Source organism: Microbacterium sp. USTB-Y (genome assembly GCF_023703415.1).
In the GTDB taxonomy this organism is placed as follows: Bacteria; Actinomycetota; Actinomycetes; order Actinomycetales; family Microbacteriaceae; genus Microbacterium.
Window position 1 is genome coordinate 80308 of the sequence record NZ_JAGMTU010000007.1, and the last position, 18452, is coordinate 98759.

The window sequence follows — 18452 nt, forward strand, 5'->3', positions numbered from 1 at the left end:
GATCCCATACCGTCGCGCCGGTGCTACGGTTGCCCCTCGGAAGGAGGGCGACCGATGTCCCCCACGCAGCTGCCGTCGTCCGGCGTCCTCGACGCCCGGGATCGGCCGCTGCGCGACCTCCGGATCTCCGTGACCGACCGCTGCAACTTCCGCTGCGTCTATTGCATGCCGCGAGAGGTGTTCGGCCGCGATTATGCATTCCTCGAACGGCATGAACTGCTCAGCTTCGAGGAGATCGAGCGGATCGCCCGTGCCGCGCTGGCGAACGGCGTGCGCAAACTGCGCCTCACCGGCGGCGAGCCGCTGCTGCGCCGGGGGATCGAAGACCTCGTCGCCCGGCTCGCGGCCCTGCGCACGCTCGACGGGGCCAAGCCCGAGATCGCCCTGACCACCAACGGATCCGCCCTGGCCGTGAAAGCGGAGGCGCTCAGGGAAGCCGGCGTCGACCGGGTCACCGTCTCGATCGACTCCCTCGACGACGGGCTGTTCCGGCGGATGAACGACGTGGAGTTCCCCGTCGCGCGCGTGCTGCAGGGCATCGATGCGGCGCAGGCGGCGGGCATGCCCGTGAAGCTCAACACCGTGGTGAAGCGCGGGCTCAATGACGGCGAGATCCTGAGCCTCGCGGAGCACTTCCGCGGCACGGGGCACGTGCTGCGCTTCATCGAGTACATGGACGTCGGCGCGACGAACGGCTGGAGTCTGGACGAGGTCGTCCCCTCAGCCGAGATCGTCCAGGCGATCGATGCGCGCTTCCCGCTCGAGCCCGTCTCCCCCGCCGCCCCGGGCGAGACCGCGAAGCGCTGGCGTTACGTCGACGGATCCGGCGAGATCGGCGTGATCTCCTCGGTGACGAACGCGTTCTGCGGCACGTGCAACCGCGCGCGGCTCTCCACAGAGGGACGCCTGTTCACGTGCCTGTTCGCGACCGAGGGCCACGACCTGCGCGCGCTGCTGCGCGGGGGCGCCGACGACGCCGAGCTCACCGCGACGCTCGCCCGCATCTGGGGCGTGCGCGACGACCGGTACTCGGAGATCCGCTCGAGCCTGACCCCCGAGCTGCGCGCCGACCGGCACCGCATCGAGATGAGCTACATCGGCGGCTGACCGCCCCGCGCCGCGCGGCCCGAAACGCCCTCTCTGCGTCGACGCCCCCTCCTGCGATCCACGCCTCCGCTGCGATACGTCCCCACGAGGGGGCGTCGGCCACCCTAGGGGGCGTCGACGCAAGGGCGGGTGCGGGCAGAGCCACCGGCGGCTCAGAGCCCGACCCACTCCGAGACGCCGTCCGCGTAGTGCTGGCGCTTCCAGATGGGCACGCCCCGCTTGATCTCCTCGACCAGGCGCTCGCACGCCTCGAACGCCTCCTTGCGGTGGCCCGCGGACGCGGCGGCGAACAGCGCGACATCGCCGATCCGCAGGTCGCCGACGCGGTGGGCGGCCGCGACGAGCAGCCCCGTCTCCGCCCCCACGCGCTCGACGATCTCCGCGAGGAACCGCTCTGCGTCGGGGTGCGCCCGATAGTCGAGCGAGTGCACCGCCTGCCCGCCGTCGTGGTCGCGGACGACGCCGCAGAACATCACCGTCGCTCCGTGCGCCGCATCGCCCACCGCCGCGCGGATGGCCTCCTCGTTCAGCGGCTGATCGCTGATGATCGCGCGTTCGGTCACTCCGAATCCTTCCGATCGTTCGGCGCCGGTGCTGCACCGGGGCCCTCGGTCTCGCCTCCGACGGCGGCGAACGCCCTGATCCCGCCCGCGAGGTAGTGCGCCTCGACGCCGCGCTCGCGCAGCACCCGCACCGCCCGCCGCGAGCGCGGATCCTTCTCGCAGAACACGACGAGCGGGCCGTCGCCCGAGGCGAGGAACGCGGGGACCGCGGCGCCTTCCTCGAGCGCTCCGAGCGGCAGCACGCCGGCGTCGGGGATCCCCTGCACGAGCGTCTCGTGCGGCTCCCGCACGTCGAGCAGCCGCACCCCTCCCTCGCGCCTCAGTCGCAGCACCTCCGCGGCCGACAGCGCCCCGGATTCCTCCGCGGGACCGGTGCCGCAGAACAGCTCGTAGTCGACGAGCTCGCTCACCGCCGGCGCGTCCTCGGGCCGCTGGAACCCGATCTCCCGGGTGCGCGCGGTGAGCGCGTCGTAGAACATCACGCGGCCGACGAGGGGCTCGCCGATGCCCGTGACGAGCTTCACGACCTCGGTCGCCATGAAGGATCCGATCGCGGTGCATAGGCTCGCGAGCACGCCGCCGAGCTCGCAGGACAGCACCTCGTCCGCGGCCGGCGGCACGGGGAAGAGATCGCGGAAGCCGACCTCGGGCACGGCGACGCCGACCTGCCCCTGGAAGCGCAGGATGGATCCCCACACCAGGGGCTTGCCCGCGAGGCGCGCGGCGTCGTCTGCGAGGTAGCGGGTCGGGAAGTTGTCGCTGCCGTCGACGAGGAGGTCGTACTCGGCGAGGATCCCGGGCAGCGTCTCGGCGGTCGCGCGTTCGCGGTACGGGCGCACCAGGATCCCGGGGTCGATGTCGCGAACGGTGTCGGCGAGGGACCCGACCTTGGACCGGCCGATGTCGTCCATGCCGTGGCTGAGCTGGCGGTGCAGATTGGACAGCTCCACGACGTCGTCGTCGATCACTCCGATCGTGCCGACGCCGCTGCCGGCGAGCGCGGGGACGAGCGCGCTACCGAGGCCGCCCGCCCCGATCACCAGCACCCGGGCCGCACGGAGGCGCCGCTGCGCCGTCTCGCCGAAGCCGGGCAGCATGAGCTGGCGGCTGTACCGGACGATGTGTTCGGGCGGCAGTTCCGGCCCCGGCTCGACGAGCGCGATCATAGGATCGAGTGTACGCGGGGAACTCCTCGCGGGACGGTCTACTTTCCATGATGCGGATCCAGTTTTCCGCGATACGGGTTAGATTGAGGACATGGCCACCATCACCGTGCGGTACTTCGCCGCAGCAGCCGAGGCCGCCGGACGCGATCAGGAAAGACTGACCCTCGACGACCCGGATGCCGCGTCGACGGTGGGCGCCCTGCGCGCCGAGCTGCTCGCGCGCTACGGCGCCCCGATGGCGAAGGTGCTGAAGTCCGGATCCTTCCTCGTCGACGGCACCGTCAGCCGCGACGACTCCCGGACCCTCGGCGAGACCGTCGACATCCTGCCGCCCTTCGCCGGCGGCTGAGCATCCGCATGAGCACGGGCGTGCCCGAGTATGGAGACGTGATGAGCGAGCTGACGCACCTGCGGGCCGATGGGTCCGCGCACATGGTGGATGTGACCGACAAGGCCGTGACCCGCCGCGAGGCGCGCGCGCAGGCCGTGCTGCAGACGACCGCCGCGGTGGTCGCCCGGATCGCCGACGGGTCGCTCCCCAAGGGCGAGGCGCTCGGCACCGCGCGCGTCGCCGGGATCATGGGCGCCAAGCAGACGTCGGCCCTCATCCCGCTCTGCCACCCGCTGCCGCTGAGCCGGGTCGAGATCGACCTCGTGCCGGAAGGGGACCGCGTGCGCATCATCGCCACCGCCGTCACGAAGGGCGTCACCGGGGTCGAGATGGAGGCGCTCACGGCCGCGAGCGTGGCCGCGCTCACCCTCTACGACATGATCAAGGCCGTCGACAAGCACGCCGTGATCGGCGACATCCGCGTGCTCGCGAAGTCCGGCGGCAAGAGCGGCGACTGGACCGCGGAATGACCGAAGCGCCCGCGTCCGCCCGATCCGCGACCGTGCTCGTGGCGTCGACCCGCGCCTCGGCGGGCGTCTATGCCGACGAGACCGGGCCCGTCATCCGCGCGTGGCTGGCCGAGCGCGGGTTCGCGGTCGGCGACCCGGTCGTCGTCGCCGACGCCGGCATCGCGGAAGCCCTCGCCACCGCGCTCGCCGGCGCTCCGGACCTGCTGCTCACGACGGGAGGCACCGGGCTCTCCCCCGACGACCGCACCCCCGAGGCGACCGCCGCCCTGCTCGACCGGGAGATCCCGGGGCTCATGGAGGAGCTGCGCCGCCGCGGCCTCGCCGCGACCCCGATGGCCCTGCTCACCCGCGGGGTGGCCGGGGTCGCCGGGCGCACCGTCGTGATGAACCTGCCCGGGTCGCGTGGCGGGGTGCGCGACGGCCTCGCGGTGCTGGATCCGATCCTCGACCACCTCCTCGCCCAGCTGAGCGGCCGCGGCGACCACCGCTGACATCGGCGGAGGCGGTCTTCTCCGCTGTGGCGACCACACGGGGACGCGGCCTCCTCACCCCGTAAAGTTGACCCCTATGGCTATCGGGGCGACGATCCACACCTTCGACGTGCAGCTGGCGGACACCGATCGCGGCGTGTACGAGGACTACTCGCTGCGCGTCGCGCGGCATCCCTCCGAGACCGACGCGTACATGCTGACCCGGCTGCTCGCGTACGGCCTGGAGTTCACCGAGGGGATCACGTTCAGCGAGGGGCTCTCCAGCACGGAGGAGCCCGCGGTGGTGGTGCGCGACCTGACCGGGCGCACCACCGGCTGGATCGAGGTCGGCGCACCTGACGCCGAGCGTCTGCACTACGGATCCCGGCTGGCCGAGCGCACCGTCGTCTACACCCACCGCGACCCGGCCAAGGTCATGGCGCCGTGGGAGGGCAAGCGGATCCACCGGGCGGACGAGATCCGGGTCTACAGCTTCGACCCGGGGTTCATCGACTCGGCGGTACCGCTGCTGGAACGCCGCAATACGGTGACCATGACCGTCACCGAGCAGGTGCTCTACCTCGACCTCAACGGCACGACGCTCACGACGACCGTGCACGAGCACGAACTCGGCTGACCCCGGCCTGCACAGGCCACGGCATCGGGAAGTTGTGCACAGATCCTCGAACGCCTCTCGCAACGATGGTGACGGCCGAGAGAATCAGGCATGGGACTTTTCACCGAGGCGGACACGCAGCTGGCTCTGCTGCGCGGGCTGCTCGGTGACGCGCTCGAGCCGGCGGATCTCGTGTCGGCGATGGACCGTCTCGACGATGACCACTGCGTGCGGGCGATCACGGCCGCGGATGCGCTCGCGCGGTTCAGCGAACGGCTCCGCGCGGTCGGAGCCGGAACGCTTGCGGCGCGTTCACCCCGGGATGCCGGGCACGGCGGGCTCGCGCAGTCGCGCGGTCATCGCAACGCCATCGCGCTCGTGCAGGACCTGACCGGGTCTTCCCAGGCGGAGGCGGCCCGGCAGGTGAGGGTGGGCGAGGCGCTGCGCGAGATCGCGCAGGCGGACGCGGTCCGGCTCGGCGCCGACGAGACGGGGCGCGGGACGGATCCGGGCGGCGCGGCGGTCGGCGACTTGGCGGTCGGCGGGCGGGGAGCCGACGGGCGGAGAGCCGACGACAGTGCTACCGACTGTGCGGGTGCGCCGCCGGGGCGCGGCATGCCGTGGCATGCCGCTCTGGGCCTGGCTGTGCTGTCGGGTGCGATCACGACGGCGCAGCACGATGCGATCCGACGCGGGCTCGGCGAGCCGCCCGCACCGCGCGCGGCCCCCCGAGGTGCGCCTGCGGACGCGCGGGGAGGCCCTGTCGACGTCGGCCGAGGCGAAGACGCCGCGGACGTCGGCCGAGGCGAAGGCGCCGGGGACGACGCCGCATGCCAGGCATGGGCGACGGCGGCGGAGCAGCTCATCGCCGCTGCGGGACACGATTCGCCGGAGCAGCTGGCGGGCGCCGCTCGCGCGATCCGCGACATCCTGGATCCTGAAGGTGCCGAGGCGCGATTCCTGGCCAGGTACGAGCGGCGAGCACTGCGGACCTGGACGGATCAGGATGGCGCGAGGCGGGCGTCGATCTCTTTCGACGACGAAGGCGGCGCGTTCTTCGACGCGATCGTCGCGGCCGCCATGCGCCCACGCCGCGGCGGGCCCCGCTTCGTCGATCCCGAGGAGAAGGCCGCGGCCGCTGAACTGACCGCCGATCCTCGTCGTAACGACCAGCTCGTGTACGACCTGTTCCTGGATCTGGTCCGTGCCGGGGTCCTCGCCGACGCGAAAGCGGTGCTCGGCGCCAGGCAGCCCGGACTCCGACTCGTGCAGACCGTGGACGTCGACGGCACCGCCGGTGCGGTGGTCATGACCGAGGACGGTCTGACCGTGCTGCCCTCCGGAGTCGCCGAGCGGCGACGTTGCGAAGCGGGGGCGGTCACGGTGACGGTGGATTCGTGCGGAAACCCGCTCGACGTCGGGCGCGAATCGCGCCTGTTCACGTCACGGCAGCGGATCGGACTCGCCATCCGGGACGGCGGCTGCCGCTGGTCCGGCTGCGACAGACCCGCATCGTATTGCGAAGCGCACCACATCGACGAATGGCACCGAGACCTCGGGAACACCGATGTCGACCGGGGGATCCTGCTCTGCCGGTTCCACCACATGAACCTGCACCACGGACGATGGCGGATCACCCGGAACGGGAAACAGGAGTTCGTGCTGCATCACCGCGACGGCGAGCAGATCCCGCTGCCGCAGCGGCCGGCCCTGCGGTATCTCTTCCGGGGCATCGACCCGCCGCCGCAACGGTTCCGCCGGGTGGCTTGACGCCCCGCGCAGGCCATCTCCGCCAGGGCGGCGCGTGTCACCTCAGCCGCCAGCGATGCCTTCGGTCAATACCCGTCAATGACCCGTCATTGACCCGATGAACCGTCCGGCTGACCGCTCTCACGCAGCTCACGGCGGGTCGGGTGGTGCGCCGGCGCGTCCGTGCCATCCACATATGCAGCGGCGATCGCCGCGAGCTTGCTCGTGGACGTCGACGGTTCGGAAGCCGTCAGGACAGACTCGGCCCCGAAGGTTCCCGACCCGGTGGGTCCCGGATCCGCGGACTCCGGATTCGCGAGTCTCGGATCCGCGGGCCCGACATCCGAGAGCCCGAGATCCGCAGGCCCGCGATCCGAGAGCCCGAGATCCGCAGGCCCGCGATCCGAGAGCCCGAGATCCGCAGGCCCGCGATCCGAGGATTCCGGATCAGGCTGCGCTCCCGACGGAGCCGCGGCCGCCGCGTCGACGGCGCCGGACTCCGCAGCCGCCGAACCCACCGGATCCGCCCCCGGAAGCGCTGCCGCACCGGCCGCACCGGCCGCAGGACCACCCGGCGCCTCGGGCGTCCCGCCGGCGCCCGAGCCGCCCGCCGCATCCGGACCCTCTCCGCGCTTCGCCGCACGCCGGGCGGCCCGCCGCTCCCGCGCGCCCTCGACGAGGTTGTAGAGAGTCGGCAGCACGAGCAGGGTCAGCACGGTCGACGACACGAGGCCGCCAATCACGACGATCGCGAGCGGCTGCGAGATGAAGCCGCCATGGCCCGTGATGCCGAGGGCCATCGGGGTGAGCGCGAAGATCGTCGCGAGCGCCGTCATCAGGATCGGCCGCAGACGCCGGGATCCGCCCGCGATGGTGGCGTCGTGCGCGTTCATGCCCTTCTCGCGGTACTGGTTCACCAGGTCGACGAGCACGATCGCGTTCGTCACCACGATGCCGATGAGCATGAGAACGCCGATGAGGGACGCCACGCCCAGGGGCACGCCGGTGGCGATCTGCAGCAGGATCGCGCCCGTCGCCGCGAACGGCACCGAGCTCAGCAGCAGGATCGGCTGACGCAGCGACTTGAACGTCGCGACCATCACGATGTAGACGATGAGGATCGCCGCGAGCATCGCGAGCCCGAGCTGACCGAACGCGTCCTGCTGCTGCGTCACCACGCCGCCGAGCGACGCGTCGGCCCCCGACGGGAGCTTCGCGTTCGCGATCCCCTTCGACACCGAGGCCGAGGCGCTCGCGAGATCGTTGCCCGCAGGCGACACCGAGACGGTCGCGGTGCGCTGCCCGCGCTGGGTCGTGACCGACGCCGGGCTCTCGCTCTGCTGCACGGTCGCGATCTGGTCGAGCCGGAGCAGGCCGGTGCGACTCGGGATCGTCAGCGCCTTGAGCTCGTCGACCGTGCTCGGCGGGTTCGCGCTCTGCAGGTACACGGAGAGCGAGGAGCCGTCGATCTCCACGGATCCGATCTGCTGCGGACGCATCGCCTGCGAGACGATGCCGCCGACCGCGACCTCGCTGAGACCGTGCTGCGCGGCGGCCGCGCGGTCGACCTCCACAGAGATGAACGGGAGCGAGGCCGAGAGGTTGCTCGTGACCTGGTTCACGCCGGACGAGCCCTTGAGCTCCTTCACCAGGGCGTCGGTCGCCGTCGCGAGCGTCTTGTCGTCCGGCGCCGTGATCTTCACCTGGATGTCGCTGGATCCGAAGCCCTCCGAGGCGGCGATCGTGATGTCCCCCACGCCGTCGAGCTTCTTGACGGCGGCGCGGACGTCGGCCTGCACCGTCTCCTGGTTCGCCGAAGGATCCGTCGTGATCGAGTAGGTGATGCCGGATCCGCCGCCGGAGAACGCGTCCCGCAGAGCGGATCCGCTCGAGCCGATCGAGACCTGCACGGTCTTGATGCCGTGGATGTCCTTGATCGCCTCCTCGACCTTCTGCGCGGCCTTGTCCTCGGCGTCGAGGCTCGGCGCCTGGCCCAGGGACTGCGTCATCGTGAAGGTGTTCTGCCCGCTGGATCCGAGGAAGTTCACCTTCATGAGCGGAGCCGCGGCCATCGTGCCGATGAGCACCACGACGGCGAGCGCGAGCGTGGTCCAGGAGTGCCGCAGGGTCCAGCGCAGGATCGGGAGATAGGCGCGCTGCAGAAGGGTCGGCGGGGCGTCCTCGTGCTCGGGGTCGATCGCGTGCCCGTCGGGGCCGAGCAGCGGCTTGCCGGGACGCAGGAACCAGTAGGCGAGCACCGGCACGATCGTGAGCGCGACGAGCAGCGACGCCGCCATCGCGATCGTCACGGTGAGCGCGAACGGACGGAACAGTTCGCCCGTCATGTCGCCGACGAAGGCGATCGGCAGGAACACCGCGACCGTGGTGATCGTCGAGGCGGTGACGGCCATCGCGACCTCGCGGACGGCGCTGAGGATCGCGGTCTTCTTGTCCGCGCCCTGCACGTAGTGCCGCTTGATGTTCTCGATCACGACGATCGAGTCGTCGACGACGCGGCCGATCGCGATCGTGAGCGCGCCGAGCGTGAGGATGTTGAGCGAGTACCCGAAGGCCTGGATGCCGATGAACGTGATGAGCACGCTGGTCGGGATCGAGATCGCGGTGACCAGGGTCGAGCGCACCGAGAGCAGGAAGATGAGGATGATGACCACCGCGAAGAGGAGGCCCAGCAGGCCCTCCTGCGCGAGCGACTCGATCGACTGCTGGATGAACGGCGCCTGATCGAACACGGTCGTGAACGTCGCGCCGGGCAGGTCCTTCTTGAGCTGCGGGATGAGCGCGGTGACGGCCTTGGACACGTCGACCGTGTTCGCCGACGGGAGCTTGGTCACCGCGATCGTCAGAGCGGTCTTGCCGTCGACCCGGGAGAGCGAGGTGACCGGATCCCCGTCGATCTCGACCTTCGCGACGGACCCGACCGTGGTGCCGGGCGCCGTCGCGCCGATCAGCGGGATCGCCTGCACCTGCTCGACGCTGGTGAGCTTCTCGCCGGTCTGCACCGTGAGCGTGTTGTCGTCCTCGGTGATGGATCCGCCCGGGAACAGCGTGCCGTTCTGCTGCAGCGCGTCCTTGATCGCGCTCGAGGAGAGCCCCGCCGCGAGCAGCGCGGTGGTGTCGGGCGTGATCGTGAGGCGCTTGCCCTGGCCGCCGACGAGCGAGGCCGCGTTCACGCCCTTGAGCCGCTCGATCTTCGGGATGATCGTGGTGGTGAGGCGCTGCTGCGCCGCCTCCGCGTCGGAGAAGCCGGTGACCGCGACCTGGATCACGGGGAAGTCGTCGATCGACGCCGTGATGACCTGCGGATCCACCCCGTCGGGCAGCTGGGATTTGATCCGGCCGATGGCCTGGTTGATCTTCTGCTCGGCCGTCGCCAGGTTCGTCCCGTAGGTGAAGGACGCCTGGATCACGGAGGAGTTCGTCGTGCTCGTCGCGGTCGAGGTGTCCAGGCCCGGCACGCCCTGGATCGCCGTCTCGATCGGGGTCGACACGTCGTGCTCGACGACCTCGGGCGAGGCGCCGGGGTAGCTGGCGACGATCGCGAGCTGCGGGAACTCGATCGACGGGATCAGCTCCTGCTTGAGGTTCGTCAGGGCGAGCCCGCCGAACACGGCGGCCACGATCGTGATGAGGGCGATGAGGGCGCGGTTGCGCAGGCTCAGGACGGCGAGTGTGGACACGTCAGACCTCTCGATCGGTGCACGCGGACCTCCGGCGCGCACGCGGCGGCACGGGCGGGCCCGGATACGTGACGAGTCTAGATGCGTTCGTGTATCGAAGGCGGGCACCCGCCCCCGGCGTCTACGCTGGGACGATGTCGCGCCTTCTCGTCCGTCGCCCGTCGCCCCGCCTCGCCGAGGGCGAGCTCACCCATCTCGAGCGCGTCCCGGTGGATCCGGCCCTCGCGCAGCGTCAGTGGGAGGCGTACGTCGACGTGTACCGCTCCCTCGGCTGGGACGTGATCGACATCGAGCCCGACGACGCGCACGCCGACGGGGTGTTCGTCGAGGACACCGTGGTCATGTTCGGCGACCTCGCCCTGCTCACCCGCCCCGGCGCGGACTCGCGGCGCGGCGAGATCGACACGACCCGCGCGGCCCTCGAGAAGGCCGGGATCGGCTTCGCCGCGATCGAGGCACCGGGCACGCTCGACGGTGGCGACGTGCTCAAGGTCGGCCGCACCGTCTACGTCGGGCAGACCCTGCGCACGAACCCCGAGGGCATCCGCCAGATGGACGCGCTGCTCGCGCCCCGCGGCTGGACGGTCGTCCCCGTCGAGGTCACCAAGGTGCTGCACCTGAAGAGCGGGGTCACGGCGCTCCCCGACGGGACCGTGATCGGCTACCCGCCGCTCGTCGACGACCCGTCGATCTACCCGCAGTTCCTCGCCGTGCCCGAGGAGCACGGCACCGCCGTCGTCGTCCTCGACGAGGACACGGTGCTGATGTCGTCGGACGCCCCGCAGAGCGCTCAGCTGTTCCGCGACCGCGGGCTCACCGTGATCGAGACGCCGATCAGCGAGTTCGAGAAGCTCGAGGGCTGCGTGACCTGCCTTTCGGTGCGGGTGCGCGACTGAACCGGCGCGGGACGGCGGATCCGCCCGACCGGCCCGCGTGACTACGATGACGGCATGCAGCTGAACGCGCAGGACCGTCGCTTCCTGGACCTCGCCGTCGACCAGGCCCGGATCGGGTGGGACGAGGGCGGCATCCCGATCGGCGCCGTGCTCGTGCACGACGGCGAGGTGCTGGCCGTGGGCCGCAACCGTCGCGTGCAGCTGGGCAGCGTGATCCGGCACGGCGAGACCGACTGCCTGGAGAACGCCGGCCGGCTGCCCGCCCGGGTCTACCGGGAGAGCGTGCTCTACACGACCCTCTCCCCCTGCTACATGTGCGCCGGCACGGCGATGCTCTACGAGATCCCGCGCATCGTGATCGGCGAGAACCGCAGCTTCCAGGAGTCCGAGGCGTGGCTGCGCTCGCACGGGAAGGAGCTCGTGGTCGCCGATGACGCCGACTGCATCGCGCTCATGGAACGGATGATGAGCGAGCGTCCCGAGCTGTGGGCCGAGGACATCGGCGTCGATCCGCACGACCTCCGCTCCCGGGGCTGAGCGCCGGCGCCGCCGTCCCTCTTCGCGACGATCGCTGCCGTCGCTCTCCCGCGGTCAGCCCGCGAGCGCCGCGCCGAGGGCGAGCCCGCCGACGGCGGCGAGGATCCCCAGCAGAAGCATGCCGGCGGCGTTGAAGGCGGCCGCCCGGGAGGATCCGTCCCGCCAGAGCGCGACCGTGTCCAGCATCGCCGTGCTGAAGGTGGTGTACCCGCCGAGCAGACCCGCGCCCACGATGAACGCGGCGCCCGGGAACCCGCCGGTGATCACGCCGAGCGCGAAGGAGCCGGTGAGGTTGATCACGAGCACGCCCCACGGATACCGGGTGCCGGCGAGCCGCGCGACCCCGAGGTCGACGAGATAGCGGAGCGCCGCACCCAGGCCCCCGGCGAGCGCGGCGAACAGGAAGACGAGGGGACTCATCCGTGCGCCTGCGTGTGCGTGGAACGGGGACGGGCGAGGTCGAGCCCCAGCGCCGCCGCGGCGATGCCGAGCACGACGCTGCCGACGGCGTAGGCCGCCGCCAGCGCGGGCTGCGCGTGCCACAGGGTGACGCTGCCCACGGCGAAGGCGCTGTAGGTGGTGAATCCGCCCAGCACGCCGGTTCCGAGGAAGACGCGCACGGCGCTGGAGGAGGGCAGCCGCGCGGCGAGCACGCCAATGAGGAAGGCGCCGACCACGTTGGCGATGAGCGTGGCCCACGGCACCGCGGCCAGCCCGTGGCCGCTCGGAGCGGGCAGGGCGAGCCCGAGCCCCAGACGCGCGGCCGTGCCGATCACACCCCCCGCCACGACGAGTGCGAGGCGGAGCGGGACGGGCGAGTTCACGCCCGCCAGCCTAGACCTCGCGCCTCGGCGCGCCCTTCGAGCGGCGCACGATGGCCCCGCTCCCACGTCGATTCCGTAGACTCGGCCGCGTGGCGGCGGCCCTTCCCGACGGATCCGCTCCCCCGATGCGGCCGAGGAGGACGATGCACGCGTGACTGTGAGGACGGCCTTCGGCTGGTCGCGTCTGCTGACCGCGGCCATGTGCGGACTCGCCCTCGTGGACCGCCTGCTCTGGGGCCTGGGCTCGCAGACCATCGCCGGCCAGAACTTCCTCGCCTATCTCACGATCGAGTCGAACATCGTGTTCGCCGTGCTCGCCCTGATCGCGGGGATCGTCGCGCTGCGCACGACCGAGGATCCCGCCTGGCTCACCACCGCCCGCGCGGTCGTGCTCAGCTGGACCATCACGGCGGGCATCGCGTTCGCGCTCATCGTCTGGCAGGCGGGCCTGCACGGCATCCCGATCTGGGTCCCGTGGTCGGATGTCGTGCTGCACTTCGTGCTGCCGGCCTGGACCGTCGTCGCCTGGGTCTTCGGCCCCGGACGACGGGCCGCCTCGTGGCGGATCGTGCCGTACGTGCTGCTCTACCCCGTCGTCTGGGGAGTGTTCACGATCTGGCGGGGCAGCCTGGTCGGCTGGTATCCGTACTACTTCCTCGACCCGCGGCAGGTGTCGGGACTGCCGGAGATGATCGTGACCTGCGTGATCGCGCTGGCGATCTTCGCTGCGGTCGCGTGCGGTCTCGTCGCGCTGAGCCGGCTGCCCACCATGGCGCGGACGGATCTGGCGAGACCTGACCGGACACATGTCGAACGGTCGGATCCGGCCTGAGATCAGGGCGTCGGCGTCGCCGCCATGAAGACCCGCAGGGACTCGCGGACCACGGCCTCCGCTTCGCCGTCCCCGAGCTTCGCGAAGGCCTCGGCCTCGGGCCCGCCGACGAGACCCACGAGCACGGGCCTGCCGGTCACCGGCTGGAGGTTCAACCAGGTGCGCAGGGGGGCGTCGCCGCCCACCACGTGCCACAGGTCGGCGTCGACGTTCCAGAACGCCTCGTCGAACTGCACCCACACCGTCTCCACGTATCCCGAGGCGAGCGCTGCGATCGCACCCCGGTGCGCGAACGGCAGCGGCGGGGCGAACTCGATCGCCCGGTGCTGCAGCACGCCGAGGGGCACCGTCACGATCACGCGATCGAACGACAGCGACTCCCCGGTGCCCAGGCGCAGGCTCACCCCCGAGTCGTCGTAGGCGATGCGCGTCACCGGCGACGCGAGCGTGACCTTGATGCCGTCCAGAGGCGTGTTCACGAGCACGCCGACGTCGCCGTCGGCGCCCTTGAGCGCGTCGGGGGCGAAGGCCGGCGGGAACCAGCTCGATGCCTTCTCCGCGTCGACGCCCGTGGTCGCCTGCAGCCAGGCGAGTGCCGCGGCGAGCGCCGGATCGGCGGTATCGGCCCCGGCGGCCTTGAGCGCGGCGTCGACCGGCATGTCGGCCGGCGCGTTCGCCGCCTGCTCGATCGCGCGCCGCAGCGGCCCCGGGTCGATCGCGGGCGCCGCACCGTCCTTCGACCAGCCCGTGGGGGTGTCGAACGTCAGCTGATGGACGCCCTGCGCCGCCAGTTCGCCGCCCAGGCTCCCCGCATCGTCGCCCGCGGAGAGCCACGCGCCCAACTGCACCGGGATCGGCCATTTCTTCTCGGCTAGCGAGTGGATCCGCCCGCCCGTGCGCTCGCGCGCCTCGAACACGGTCACCACGCGCCCCGCGTCCGTGAGAGCGCGCGCGGCGGCGGCGCCGGCGGCACCGGCTCCGACCACCGCGACGCGCTCGCCGCTCGCCGAGGCGGCGATGAGCAGTGCGGCGGCCCGCCGGCCCGCGTCGATCGCGCCCGGAACCGTTCCGGGATGATCCGGGTCCGTCGTCTCGCCGGCCAGGAGCACCCGGTCGCCGACCGGCTCCGCGAGGTCCTTGCGCAGCTGAGGCGTCGCCCCGGCCGGCAAATAGCTCATCGCGCCGCGGGAGTACGCGTCCGTCGACCAGGTGCTGCGCATCCAGGCGGTCGGCTCCGGTGCGGCGCCGGGCGGCACGCTCGGAGTCGGCGAGGGCGGAGCGCTCGTGGGCGACGTCGTGGGCTGCGGTTCGGGGGTGCAGGCCGCGAGGACCACTGCGACGGCACCGGCTCCGGCGCCGACGAGCAGGGTTCGCCGCGAGATGCCCATCGTGGTGCCAGCCTATCCCGGGCGTCGAAGGCGCCGTGCGGATCCGGGCCGGAGGGATCCCGCCCCGGCGGAGCAGGATCCACCCCGATGAGGGGAGACGTCGCCTCGACGGGCATCGAGGCGACGTCTCCTTCTTTCGCCGGCGGGAACGTGCGCACCGCGACACTCCCCTCCTGCGGGGCTACAGGTTCCCCTCGGCGTAGACGCGCAGGGCGTCGCGGACGAACTCCGCGCCCGCCGTGCCCTGCTCCGTTCCGGCGCGGTCGGCATCGGTGGCGTAGTTCGCGCCGAAGCGCGGATCTGCCACGTACATCTCGCCCAGGCCGATCACGTACGCCTTGCGGTCTCCCCCGGCGCCGTAAGCAGGGGTGCCGGGGACGCCGGTGAGCCATTCGACGTGACGGCGCGCCACGTCCTGGGCCTCGGGCGATGCCGGGTCGGCGCCCGCCTCGGCGAGCGCGATCCAGTCGGTGCCGAGGTCGGCGACGCGCTGCTTCCACGCCGCCTTCTCGTCGGCGCTCAGCCCGCGCCACCAGCGGTCGCCGTCGGCGTAGGCCTTCTTGCCCCAGCGGGACTCGACCTCTTCCTGGTACCGGGTGTGATCGAAGCCGTCGAACATGTTCTCTGGCATGAGTTCCTCTCCTTCTCTCAGTGTGGTGATGGTGTGCTCGACCGACGCGATCTGCCGCGCCAGCCTGGCCTGCTCCGTGCGCAGCTGCACGAGGAGCGTGTCGAGCGCGGCGGCCTCGGCCTCGGCTCCCCGGGATCCCCGGGATGCGCCGGAGGCCTCCCGCCGCGTCGACGGGATCGGATCCGCGCCGACGACGCCGGCGATGGCGGGCAGGCCCAGCCCGAGCTCCCGCAGCAGCAGGATGCGCTGCAGCCGCACGAGCGCGCCCTCGTCGTAGTGCCGGTAGCCGTTCGACGCGATCCGCGTCGGGGGCAGCAGGCCGATGTCGTCGTAGTGCCGCAGGGTGCGGCTCGTGGTGCCGGTCAGCCGTGCGATCTCCTGGATCGACCAGTCCCGGTGCGCCATGGGATCCTCCTTCCGTCGTTCTCTGATCAGCGTAGAAGTTGACGTCGCGTCAATGTCAAGAAGAGGTCGGATGACGGCCGGAGCCCCTGCGGTACGGTCGTCCCGTGACCACCTCCGCCACCGCGCCCGTCCCCGCACTCGAGCTGCCCGCGACCGTCGAGGGCTTCCGCGCGCAGTTCCTGCGCAACCTGAGCTTCTCCGGCGGTGTGACGCTGGACGAGGCCAGCGTCAACGACCGCTACCTCGCGCTCGCCCGGACCGTGCGCGACTTCCTCATGGTGCACTGGCTGCACGACCAGCACCGCCAGGCCGAGGAGCAGCCGAAGACGGTCTGCTACCTCTCCGCGGAGTACCTGCTCGGAGACCAGCTCGACAACGACCTCCTCGCCGGGGGTCTGACGGAGGCGGCGGAGGGGGCGATGGCCGCCTGCGGCATCGACCTCGACGAGCTGCGCCGGCACGAGATCGAGCCCGGGCTCGGCAACGGCGGCCTGGGCCGCCTGGCCGCCTGCTTCATCGACTCGCTCGCGACGCTCGGCGTGCCCAGCATCGGCTACGGGATCCGCTACGAGTACGGGATCTTCCGGCAGACCTTCGAGGACGGCCAGCAGGTCGAGCAGCCGGACGCCTGGCTCACGCTCGGCGCTCCGTGGGAGCAGCCGCGCCCCGAGGCCGCGCAGACCGTCTCGTTCGGCGGACGCACCGAGACCGATGCGGCGGGCGCGAGCCGGTGGATCCCGGGCTGGAACGTCAGCGCCGTGCCCTACGACTACCTCGTCCCGGGATTCGGGAACGACCGTGTGAACACCCTGCGGCTGTGGCGCGCCAAGGCGACCGACGCCTTCGATCTGCGCATCTTCAACTCGGGCGACTACGAGCAGGCGGTGCGCGCGCAGACCTTCGCGGAGAACATCTCCAAGGTGCTCTATCCCGAGGACTCCACCCCGCAGGGGAAGGAGCTGCGTCTGCAGCAGCAGTACTTCTTCGTGGCCGCCTCGATCCGGGACTTCCTCGCGCGGCTGCCCGAGGGGTTCGACCTCGCGCGGCTGCCCGAGCGGGTGATCTTCCAGCTCAACGACACGCATCCGGTGATCGCCGTCCCCGAGCTGATGCGGGTGCTGGTCGACGAGCGCGGTCTGGAGTGGGACGCCGCGTGGGCGGTCGCGCAGCAGTGCTTCGCGTACACCTGCCACACCCTGCTGCCCGAGGCGCTCGAGGTGTGGCCGGTGGAGCTGCTGGGTCGCCTGCTGCCGCGGCATCTGGAGATCGTCTACCGCATCAACGAGGAGTTCCTCGACGCCGTACGCGCCCGCTTCGGCGACGACGAGATGCGGATCCGCGACATGTCGATCATCGCCGAGTTCCCGGTGCGCGCCGTGCGGATGGCCTATCTCGCGACCGTCGCGGGTGCGAAGGTCAACGGCGTCGCCGAGCTGCACTCGCAGCTGCTGCGCGACAAGGTGCTCCCCGCCTTCGCCGAGTTCTTCCCGCAGAAGTTCACCAACGTCACCAACGGCGTCACCCCGCGCCGTTTCCTGCGGCTCGCGAATCCCGGGCTGTCGGGGCTCATCACCGAGGCGATCGGAGATGGCTGGATCACGGACCTGGAGCGCCTGCGCGCACTCGAGCCGCTCGCCGAGGACGCCGGCTTCCGCGCCTCGTTCGCCGCCGTGAAGGCCGCGAACAAGGCGCGGTTGAACGACGTGCTGCAGGCGCGGGACGGCATGCGGGTCGGCGACGGGCACCTCATCGACGTGATGGTCAAGCGCCTGCACGAGTACAAGCGGCAGCTGCTCAAGGTGCTGCACGTGGTGAGCGAGTACGAAGGCGTCGTCTCGGGGCGCGTCCCGCTCGACGCCCTGCAGCCGCGCACCGTGCTGTTCGGGGCCAAGGCCGCGCCGGGCTACGCGATGGCCAAGCGGATCATCCACCTCATCAACGCGGTCGGATCCGTGGTCAACGCGGATCCCCGCCTGGAGGGGCGGCTCCAGGTGCTGTTCCCGCCGAACTACAACGTCACCCTCGCCGAGAGCGTCATCCCCGCCGCGGATCTCAGCGAGCAGATCTCGCTCGCCGGCAAGGAGGCCTCCGGCACCGGCAACATGAAGTTCGCACTGAACGGAGCCCTCACGATCGGCACCGACGACGGGGCGAACGTCGAGATCCGCGAGCTGGTCGGCGACGAGAACTTCTTCCTGTTCGGGATGACCGAGCCGGAGGCGGAGCAGCTCGGCCGCGACGGCTACCACCCTGCGGAGTTCTACCAGGCCGACGCGGGCCTCCGACGGGCGATCGACCTCATCGCCTCGGGCGCGTTCTCCGGCGGCGACCGCTCGGTGTTCGAGCCGATCGTGTCGAACCTGCTCTACGACGACCGGTTCATGGTGCTCGCCGACTACGCCTCGTACATGGCGGCGCAGGAGCGCGTGGACGCCGCCTACGCCGACCCCGACGGCTGGACGCGCTCCGCGATCCTCAACGTCGCCCGGTGCGGATTCTTCTCCTCCGACCGCTCCATCCGCGACTACATCGAGCGGATCTGGCACACCCCGCCGACGGCCTGACCCGCGCCCGCCCCACCCCGGCGGGCAACAGCACGATGCCCGCCCGCGATCCGGGCGGGAACCGGGCCGGATCCGGGCGAGACCGGGGCAGGAGCCGGACCTGCCCGGGCAGGAGCCGACGGAGGGCGATCCGGGAAAGCTCTTG

17 protein-coding genes are annotated in these 18452 nt (G+C 71.5%); 10 read left to right on the forward strand and 7 right to left on the reverse strand.

Translation table 11 applies throughout. The annotated features are described in order from the left end of the window. Positions 1-54 precede the first annotated feature (54 nt). Positions 55-1107, forward strand: a complete 1053-nt coding sequence (gene moaA, locus J8G10_RS16585; RefSeq protein ID WP_251447486.1) for a GTP 3',8-cyclase MoaA — start codon at positions 55-57, stop codon at positions 1105-1107. A gap of 152 nt (positions 1108-1259) precedes the next feature. On the opposite strand, the gene J8G10_RS16590 is transcribed toward moaA, so the two are convergent. Next, positions 1260-1670, reverse strand: coding sequence for a molybdenum cofactor biosynthesis protein MoaE (locus tag J8G10_RS16590; RefSeq protein WP_251447488.1), 411 nt, complete (start codon positions 1668-1670; stop codon positions 1260-1262). Then, positions 1667-2836 (reverse strand): ThiF family adenylyltransferase, encoded by a 1170-nt coding sequence (locus tag J8G10_RS16595; protein WP_251447490.1) that lies wholly within the window; start codon positions 2834-2836, stop codon positions 1667-1669. The genes J8G10_RS16590 and J8G10_RS16595 overlap by 4 nt, the downstream gene beginning before the upstream one ends. A gap of 91 nt (positions 2837-2927) precedes the next feature. On the opposite strand from J8G10_RS16595, the gene J8G10_RS16600 reads away from it, so the two are divergent. The 5 genes from J8G10_RS16600 (at position 2928) to J8G10_RS16620 (ending at position 6553) form a co-directional block, all read left to right on the forward strand. Then, positions 2928-3185, forward strand: a complete 258-nt coding sequence (locus J8G10_RS16600) for a MoaD/ThiS family protein (RefSeq protein WP_251447492.1) — start codon at positions 2928-2930, stop codon at positions 3183-3185. An 8-nt stretch (positions 3186-3193) separates the two neighbouring features. After that, positions 3194-3697: a cyclic pyranopterin monophosphate synthase MoaC gene (gene moaC, locus J8G10_RS16605; RefSeq protein ID WP_251447494.1), complete on the forward strand. Its 504-nt coding sequence runs from the start codon at positions 3194-3196 to the stop codon at positions 3695-3697. Continuing rightward, the gene (locus J8G10_RS16610; protein ID WP_251447497.1) at positions 3694-4188 is read left to right on the forward strand and encodes a molybdenum cofactor biosynthesis protein B; all 495 of its coding nucleotides are present in this window, start codon (positions 3694-3696) and stop codon (positions 4186-4188) included. The genes moaC and J8G10_RS16610 overlap by 4 nt, the downstream gene beginning before the upstream one ends. A gap of 76 nt (positions 4189-4264) precedes the next feature. Further along, positions 4265-4804: a YaeQ family protein gene (locus J8G10_RS16615; RefSeq protein WP_251447500.1), complete on the forward strand. Its 540-nt coding sequence runs from the start codon at positions 4265-4267 to the stop codon at positions 4802-4804. 90 nt (positions 4805-4894) lie between these two features. Beyond that, positions 4895-6553: an HNH endonuclease signature motif containing protein gene (locus tag J8G10_RS16620; RefSeq protein WP_251447502.1), complete on the forward strand. Its 1659-nt coding sequence runs from the start codon at positions 4895-4897 to the stop codon at positions 6551-6553. A gap of 86 nt (positions 6554-6639) precedes the next feature. On the opposite strand, the gene J8G10_RS16625 is transcribed toward J8G10_RS16620, so the two are convergent. Further along, positions 6640-10230, reverse strand: coding sequence for an efflux RND transporter permease subunit (locus J8G10_RS16625; RefSeq protein WP_251447504.1), 3591 nt, complete (start codon positions 10228-10230; stop codon positions 6640-6642). A gap of 134 nt (positions 10231-10364) precedes the next feature. On the opposite strand from J8G10_RS16625, the gene ddaH reads away from it, so the two are divergent. Together ddaH and J8G10_RS16635 are read left to right on the forward strand one after the other, a co-directional pair. Continuing rightward, a complete protein-coding gene (ddaH, locus tag J8G10_RS16630) occupies positions 10365-11126 on the forward strand; it encodes a dimethylargininase (protein WP_251447506.1) in 762 nt (253 codons plus the stop codon). A 54-nt stretch (positions 11127-11180) separates the two neighbouring features. Continuing rightward, positions 11181-11663, forward strand: a complete 483-nt coding sequence (locus J8G10_RS16635; protein WP_251447508.1) for a nucleoside deaminase — start codon at positions 11181-11183, stop codon at positions 11661-11663. A 54-nt stretch (positions 11664-11717) separates the two neighbouring features. On the opposite strand, the gene J8G10_RS16640 is transcribed toward J8G10_RS16635, so the two are convergent. Next, positions 11718-12083, reverse strand: a complete 366-nt coding sequence (locus J8G10_RS16640) for a CrcB family protein (protein WP_251447510.1) — start codon at positions 12081-12083, stop codon at positions 11718-11720. Continuing rightward, a complete protein-coding gene (locus J8G10_RS16645) occupies positions 12080-12487 on the reverse strand; it encodes a CrcB family protein (RefSeq protein WP_251447512.1) in 408 nt (135 codons plus the stop codon). Before J8G10_RS16645 ends, J8G10_RS16640 begins: the two co-directional genes overlap by 4 nt. Before the next feature lie 151 nt (positions 12488-12638). On the opposite strand from J8G10_RS16645, the gene J8G10_RS16650 reads away from it, so the two are divergent. Continuing rightward, positions 12639-13319, forward strand: a complete 681-nt coding sequence (locus tag J8G10_RS16650) for a Pr6Pr family membrane protein (RefSeq protein ID WP_251447514.1) — start codon at positions 12639-12641, stop codon at positions 13317-13319. Positions 13320-13321: 2 nt separating this feature from the next. Here the strand turns inward: J8G10_RS16650 and J8G10_RS16655 are convergent, their stop codons facing one another. After that, positions 13322-14707, reverse strand: coding sequence for an FAD-dependent oxidoreductase (locus J8G10_RS16655; protein WP_251447517.1), 1386 nt, complete (start codon positions 14705-14707; stop codon positions 13322-13324). Positions 14708-14888: 181 nt separating this feature from the next. After that, positions 14889-15743 carry a MerR family transcriptional regulator gene (locus J8G10_RS16660; protein ID WP_251447521.1) on the reverse strand — a complete coding sequence of 285 codons (855 nt, stop codon included), beginning with the start codon at positions 15741-15743 and terminating at the stop codon, positions 14889-14891. 104 nt (positions 15744-15847) lie between these two features. Between J8G10_RS16660 and J8G10_RS16665 the strand changes: the two genes are divergently transcribed. After that, the gene (locus J8G10_RS16665; protein WP_251447524.1) at positions 15848-18307 is read left to right on the forward strand and encodes a glycogen/starch/alpha-glucan phosphorylase; all 2460 of its coding nucleotides are present in this window, start codon (positions 15848-15850) and stop codon (positions 18305-18307) included. Positions 18308-18452 lie beyond the last annotated feature (145 nt).